6 protein-coding genes and 1 pseudogene are annotated in these 6668 nt (G+C 40.7%); 3 read left to right on the top strand and 4 right to left on the bottom strand.

The genetic code is table 11. The annotated features are described in order from the left end of the window. Window positions 1-447 precede the first annotated feature (447 nt). Window positions 448-540, top strand: a pseudogene (locus H5187_RS22330) (transposase); the annotation flags it as partial. A gap of 182 nt (window positions 541-722) precedes the next feature. Here H5187_RS22330 and H5187_RS22325 read toward each other — a convergent pair. Further along, window positions 723-1091: a hypothetical protein gene (locus H5187_RS22325; RefSeq protein WP_182761078.1), complete on the bottom strand. Its 369-nt coding sequence runs from the start codon at window positions 1089-1091 to the stop codon at window positions 723-725. Window positions 1092-1186: 95 nt separating this feature from the next. On the opposite strand from H5187_RS22325, the gene H5187_RS22320 reads away from it, so the two are divergent. Together H5187_RS22320 and ggt are read left to right on the top strand one after the other, a co-directional pair. Beyond that, window positions 1187-1723, top strand: coding sequence for a GNAT family N-acetyltransferase (locus H5187_RS22320; RefSeq protein WP_182794249.1), 537 nt, complete (start codon window positions 1187-1189; stop codon window positions 1721-1723). 92 nt (window positions 1724-1815) lie between these two features. Then, entirely contained in the window at window positions 1816-3486 is a 1671-nt protein-coding gene (gene ggt / locus H5187_RS22315; RefSeq protein ID WP_182794248.1) for a gamma-glutamyltransferase, read from the top strand. A gap of 458 nt (window positions 3487-3944) precedes the next feature. Here ggt and H5187_RS22310 read toward each other — a convergent pair whose 3' ends face one another. From H5187_RS22310 to H5187_RS22300, 3 genes are all read right to left on the bottom strand, one after another. Further along, the gene (locus H5187_RS22310) at window positions 3945-4238 is read right to left on the bottom strand and encodes a HigA family addiction module antitoxin (RefSeq protein ID WP_182719628.1); all 294 of its coding nucleotides are present in this window, start codon (window positions 4236-4238) and stop codon (window positions 3945-3947) included. Next, on the bottom strand, window positions 4238-4516 hold the full coding sequence (locus H5187_RS22305; protein WP_182740827.1) for a type II toxin-antitoxin system RelE/ParE family toxin: 279 nt from the start codon (window positions 4514-4516) through the stop codon (window positions 4238-4240). Before H5187_RS22305 ends, H5187_RS22310 begins: the two co-directional genes overlap by 1 nt. Window positions 4517-5352: 836 nt before the next feature. Next, on the bottom strand, window positions 5353-6219 hold the full coding sequence (locus tag H5187_RS22300) for an alpha/beta fold hydrolase (RefSeq protein ID WP_182719627.1): 867 nt from the start codon (window positions 6217-6219) through the stop codon (window positions 5353-5355). Window positions 6220-6668 lie beyond the last annotated feature (449 nt).

Below are 6668 nucleotides of genomic sequence, written 5' to 3'. Positions count from 1 at the left end.
TACCAATCGTGTTAAGTTACTGACCATTTATAGCGACAGATAAATACAGTGATAACAAGGCGTAAATTTTGACATGTAGTTGTTCTACTTGAAAAAATTATAACGCAGTTAGCGCTTTATTTAGCGCGCTAGAATGATTAAATATTTAAGTCGATTGGTATTAAAATTAGCATCACTTCAAGTATAGCGCTGTAGCGCACAGACGAAAAACGACGGTTAGTCCAAGTTATCAATACCTATTACGTTCTTTGATATATGGATTTATCCATTGGAGGCCTGAGTGACTGCAACGTGCACCTTACCAGTTTGTAAGCAATCATTTATTAAACTATTTACCTAGACTCGAATACCAATGGTTTGTTGAAAATTGCACGCCAGTAGAGCTGTTGTTTGGCGAAACACTCAATATTGCTGATAAAGTGATATTGAGTGTTTATTTTCCAGTGATGGGGTGGAGAGTTTTGGTCTGATGGTTATTTTGCAAATACGGTAGGAAAACATGGTGACGGATCAATGATAAGAAAGTATGTGAAAAACTAAGGAAATAATTATGACCAACTCCATTTGGATCATCAGTTAGCTATGTTCTAACCAAATACCCCACTCACGAAGTGAGTACTGCGTTAGCAGAAGGGCTTGCCCGGGGGTGTTTATTAAATTGTTAGTCAGTCCATAGTTACAATAGTAGGGGCTACCTCAGTAAACTATAGGCCGCAGGTAAACTAGTTATTACTTTCTTTGTTATGTTCTTCACGTGCAGCTTGTAATTCGTCAACGAGCTGTTGGGCTTTTTGCTTGGTTTTTTCAGTTAACTCGCCTGCTGCTTCTTTACTTTCAATCCAGGCATCTAAAGCCACCTCTTTGCCATCATCATACATATCAAGGCCAAGTTTTTTACTTTCTTGCAGTAGCTCATCAAGTGATTCACCTTTAAATTGATTGCTGGTTTCTTTTACTTCATCCCATGCATCATTAAGTGCTTTTTTAACCTCAGTTTTAGCTTCTGCGGCATCTTTTTTTGCTTCGCTAGCATCTTCACAACCGGTTAGTGCTACACAGCCTAATAAAACTAAACTTGCTAATTTGTTCATATTCGTTCCTTTGTATAATAATGATGTCCCGAGGAATATTTCCTCTGGTACAGTATTGATGGCAATCTTAAAACAAGCAATATACAGGCTAGAAAATGAATATACCTCGAACAGCACGACTTAATTTTAAATTAATGGATGAAAATGACAGTGCGCTACTGTTTGAACTCGATAACGACCCACAAGTTATGGAGTACCTTACTCGTGGCAAGACGACGACCATGAGCACCATCAAAGACGTTTTTATTCCGCGCATGCAAGCCTACCGTAATCCACAAAAGGGCTGGGGGCTTTGGCAAGTTAACCTTAATGATAATGACAGCTTTATTGGTTGGATATTAATTCGGCCAATGAGGTTTTTTACTGCAGAGCCTGATTTTAGTGATATTGAAATTGGCTGGCGTTTTAAACGTACAAGTTGGGGTAAAGGTTACGCCAGTGAAGCCGCGCAAGCCGTTGCCGATGTGATCACCGCCAATGTTGAGATCAAGGCACTTAGCGCCACTGCACTAAAAGACAATAACGGCTCGATTAAAGTGATGGAAAAGCTGGGTCTGCAGTTTATTGAACACTATACCTATAGCGACGAGTTCGGCGAGTTACCAGCCGTGTTATATCGAAAATTTGTGTAAAGTTATTCATTGTAGTTTGACCCTTGTTAACTGAATGTGTATTAATGGGGTTAATAAAATAATCAAAAAATAAAATCAACAAGGAATTAAATATGTTTGCTGGTGTAAAACATTTACTGATTTTTAGTGTCGTTGTAATGCAGTTACACATAACTGCATTGGCAGCTAGTGGAAAAACAGCCCAAGCGGCAGTGGCTATGCCCGATAGTTACAGTAGTGACGTAGCAAGAGCCATTTTGGAGCAGGGCGGTAACGCGGTTGATGCAGCCATTGCTGCGCAATTTGTATTAGCCGTTACTTTGCCTGAAGCGGGAAACATTGGCGGTGGTGGTTTTATGCTGATCCAAAAAGACGGGCAAGGCGACTTTATAGATTACCGCGAAACAGCTCCAATTGCCGCCCATCGCGATATGTATTTGGATGACAAAGGTAATGTGGTTGCAAATAAATCGATATACGGCATTTACGCCAGTGGTGTACCCGGTAGTGTGGCGGGTATGTGGCTTGCTCATCAAAAACACGGCACACTAGATTGGAAAATCCTTGTTGAGCCTGCAGTAACGTTAGCCGAACAGGGTTTTATTGTTCACCCGAAATTAGCCAGCAGTATTGAGCGCTACATTGCCCGCATGGCTAAAAAAGACGTAACAATTAACTTTGCTGATTATTTTGCCAGCGCTAAAGCTAATCAAAACTTTAAGCAACCTGAGCTTGCAACCACGTTAAAACGTATTCGCGAGCAAGGTAAGGCAGGATTTTATGAAGGAGAAACGGCTAAAATCATTGCCGATTTTATGGCTGAACATGGCGGGATCATTACGCAAGCGGATTTAAAAGCCTATCAAGCAAAATCACGTACCCCAATGAAAGCAGCTTGGAACGGTTACCAAGTACTTACATCACCACCACCAAGCTCCGGCGGTATTGCAATAATACAATGGTTAAAAATGTACGAGCTGACTAAACCCAAAGCAGGGCTTGAGCACAACTCCACAGCATATATTCATTTATTAGCAGAAATTGGCAAACGCGTATTTGCTGATAGAGCAGAGTACTTAGGTGATCCAGACTTTTTTGATGTGCCAAAGAGCGAACTAATCGCCATGGATTATCTTAAAAAGCGCAGTAGCAGCATCACACTCGATAAAATATCGACGACTGAAAACATTAAACCTGGGTTATATGAAAGCGAACAAACCACGCATTTTTCTATAGTTGATAAATGGGGTAATGCAGTATCGAATACCACCACCATTAATTTAGGTTATGGCAGTGGTGTAGTCGTTGCTGGCGCGGGCTTTTTGCTTAACGATGAAATGGATGACTTTAGTGCCAAACCAGGGGTGATGAATGTATTTGGCGCGCTCGGTGGTAAAGCCAATGAAATCCAGCCGCATAAGCGTATGCTTAGCTCAATGACGCCAACTATCTTACTCAAAGGCAATAAAGTTAAAATGGTCACCGGCTCACCGGGCGGCACCACCATAATAAGCTCGGTGTACGAATCTATTTTAAATGCGGTTGAATTTAATATGAGCGCCGATGAAGTGGTAAATAGCCCGCGTTTTCATCATCAACTTTGGCCTAAAAATGTGATCCGTCATCATGCAGGTTTAGATGCAAACGTTGTTAAAGCACTAGAGAAAATGGGCTACACCTTAGACGAGCGCCATTTTGGTGATATGCATGTGATCATCGAACGTGATGGCAAACTAGATGCCGGCTCAGAAGCGTCAGGGCGCGGTAAGGCGATGGTGTTTTGATCGCAGCTTTAAGCGGTAAGTCATAAGTTGTAAGATTGCTTGGTGTTAAATTAAGCGATTGTAGTTGGGGTGAGGGTAACGAAGCCCAATTACAAAAAGGTTTCAGGGGCTAGGTAACTAGGTGCTAGGGGAGTGTGTTGTAGGCGCGAGTTTATCTCGGGCAGTACGCAGTTTAATGAAATTGGCAGTCAGCGAACGACTCGCCATAGCATTTGGTATCACCAGCACCAAAAGTAGGCGCTTGGCAGCGAAGGCCCTTGTCGAAGCTAAAAAACAAAAGGAATTAACATTGCGCTAGGCAATGACTATTTAGCTTCACAAGGTTAAGCGTCATTGAGATCTTTGGATCAATATTCATTACGGGAGATGAACCGCCCATAGCACTTCCTGTTAATAAAAGTGCATGATGGGTGGTGTGGGGGCTGGAGGTTAGAGACCTCCGGCTACCCGATTATTTTTTATGGCACTGCAAAGTTTACTGCGTGGACATTGGTTAAATTAATTTGTTGTTTTGCATGCCACAGATCGTAGTTATCTTGCATTGCTAACCAACTCTCAGGAGTTCTGCCAATGGCTTTAGATAAGCGAAGTGCCATTTCTGGTGAGATTGCACTTTGACCTTTTAGAACTCTATTTAATGTAGACGATGCTACATCTAGTTGTTTAGCTAAATAACGGCAACTAAAGCCTGCAGGCTCTAGGTAAACGTCATAGATAAACTCTCCTGGGTGTGGTGGATTATGCATAGTCATTAGTGATAGTCCTCATAATTGAGAATGTATGCATTACCATCGATAAACTCAAAAGTAATGCGCCAGTTACCATTTACAGTAATAGACCAAATCCCGTCACGATCCCCTTTGAGAGGGGGCAATTTAAAACCGGGTAAATTGATATCATCAATTTCTTGTGCGGTATCTATTGCTGCAAGTTGCATGCGCAATTTGCGTTGATGTTTGGCCTGAATTCCAGCAACACTTCCTGTTTGGAAGTATTTCTTGAGGCCTTTATGTTTGAAAGATTTAATCATGGCACAAGTATAGCGCGATGCGCATCACTCGTCGATAAAAATATCGCCCAATTAAGCGGATGAAAACAGTGGGCTAAAATGTGGAACGAAGCGAAACTAACTGTTTTTTGTTCTTGTTTAACAGCTTGTTATACGTTTTATACAAATCGTGCAAGCATTCATTTTCTATGTCGTTAAGCAGTGTGTCACCGTGCGTTAACTTTAGGTTGTTAGAGTCACCTGTATCAAAAATTGACCTGACACCATCGAGTACACAAAGGAAACCAAAAACAGATTCATTTACAGCATCAGATATAATACTTTTTACCATATCTTTATCCGAGTCACTTAAGGAATTAAACCAAGCCTCCTGAAACGTATAACGAGCTTGTAGAATAACCCGTTTTTAATTTATTTTTATTGATGCATTAACCATAGCCGAGTTCCTATTCTGATTCAATCGACAACTGACTTTTACGTAAAATATAAAAAGAGCATTTGCTGTTGCTTTAATGGGCGTTTTGGAATGTATGACAGGTGTTTAAGTGGCTTATTTGATGAGGTAGCAGCTTACCTTTATTAATGCATCGTGTTTTACGCATGCTAATATTAGCCTTTAAGATAATCCTCATTTACTTCTCATTCTCTGCTCTTTGTGCAAAAAATCTTTTATTGAATTATTCATAAAGAGGTTCAGAGACGCTGCGCATTAGAGTAATAGATTAGCTTCATCTACTCGATGCCTCGTAAAACATAACGCTTTGCCAATGGGCAAATGCGAACGTTGTTGGGCGAAGCCCAGTGAGTATTTGTCCCAGCCGCGTTGTTTGCGGCGATTTTGGGCAACTTGTTAAGCCTCATTTTCTAACAAGTTCCTTAATGCTTTTTACAACCAAATCACGGTCTGCGATGTGCAGATGATGCTTTTCTGATTCCGAATAGATAATTCGGCTATTTGTAGATAAACTTTTAAAGTAACTCTCTGCATTTGCATATAGGGAGTCCATTGACTTCGCGATTTCCTCGGGAACAAAAGGAGGGTCATAACGCTCTTCGGTCTGTTTTGAACGTAAAATTATAATTGGCTTATCACCGAATTTAGCTGCTTCAGATAGAATTTTGTAGCTTTTCATATGATCTACGTTTTCAGGAACTCTTTCAAACATTGGATCATGAACACTTTGCTCAAAATTATAAAAACGCTCCAATTTTTCATTGTTTGTTTTAAAGTTTTCAGGCCACCTTGTACCCATAGTGTAAAAGTAGCCTAAAGGAGGTGGATCAATCAGCACAGCCCCCATAACCTCTTGTGGATATAGGTTATTGAATGCCGTAATGATATAAGATGCATATGAGCCACCAGTAAAGTAATACGGCATTTTAACACCGGCTACTTGAAGCAGTTTTTTTAGCCTTTTAGCCATATCATCGACGGTGAAAGGCACGGGACCTTTTTCACTTTTTCCAAGACCTGATCGATCATATAAACAAATACTGAAATCATTTTTCAATTGTTTAATATTCTCCAACCAAACCCCATCAGAACCAGAACGACCGAAGCCTTGCTCAACTATTAATTGAGGCTTGTCATTTTCGTAGCACTCAAGATACAACTTAAACCCACCAACATCATATAGTCCTGACGTTGTTGGTTGTAACTCTTGCTCTGTACCTGGTGCACCAAAGCTAATAAAAATTGAGAATAACCATATAATTGATTTCATTTAGACTCCATTCCCTCGATGAGGCATAACTTCGGCATGACACGATTGTGTACGCCCGACATGGGCATTGACTTATGAGGTGAAAGTCCTCTGTAGGAAGATCACCGTTTAAATAACACGCTATTATTAAACGATAGACACTCGCGAATGGCAAGGGCTAAATCGCGAGAGATAGTCTGGAGGCGGAGTTTTTCAAGTTAGTTGTCGCCTCAAGTTAAATTTTATGCCGCCCGCATTTCTTCTTTTTTCTCAGGATTCAAATTTACTTCGTTTATCATCGGAGTTTTTCAAGTTAGTTGTCGCCTCAAGTTAAATTTTATGCCGCCCGCATTTCTTCTTTTTTCTCAGGATTCAAATTTACTTCGTTTATCATTGACCAATCTCGTGACTTTCCTGACCAACGACTTGGGTTATTCAATTTAGCTGCGTCGTTTACCTGCTGACGCTTG

The sequence above is a fragment of the Pseudoalteromonas sp. SG44-1 genome (assembly GCF_014164315.1).
Taxonomy (GTDB): Bacteria; Pseudomonadota; Gammaproteobacteria; order Enterobacterales; family Alteromonadaceae; genus Pseudoalteromonas; species Pseudoalteromonas rhizosphaerae.
This window is presented reverse-complemented; position numbering and strand designations above follow the sequence as displayed.

What these genes read in the sequence shown, in the direction of transcription:
- H5187_RS22325 (WP_182761078.1), bottom strand. Translation starts at nt 1,091, where the DNA reads ATGAACAAATTAGCAAGTTTAGTTTTATTAGGCTGTGTAGCACTAACC.
- H5187_RS22320 (WP_182794249.1), top strand. Translation starts at nt 1,187, where the DNA reads ATGAATATACCTCGAACAGCACGACTTAATTTTAAATTAATGGATGAA.
- ggt (WP_182794248.1), top strand. Translation starts at nt 1,816, where the DNA reads ATGTTTGCTGGTGTAAAACATTTACTGATTTTTAGTGTCGTTGTAATG.
- H5187_RS22310 (WP_182719628.1), bottom strand. Translation starts at nt 4,238, where the DNA reads ATGACTATGCATAATCCACCACACCCAGGAGAGTTTATCTATGACGTT.
- H5187_RS22305 (WP_182740827.1), bottom strand. Translation starts at nt 4,516, where the DNA reads ATGATTAAATCTTTCAAACATAAAGGCCTCAAGAAATACTTCCAAACA.
- H5187_RS22300 (WP_182719627.1), bottom strand. Translation starts at nt 6,219, where the DNA reads ATGAAATCAATTATATGGTTATTCTCAATTTTTATTAGCTTTGGTGCA.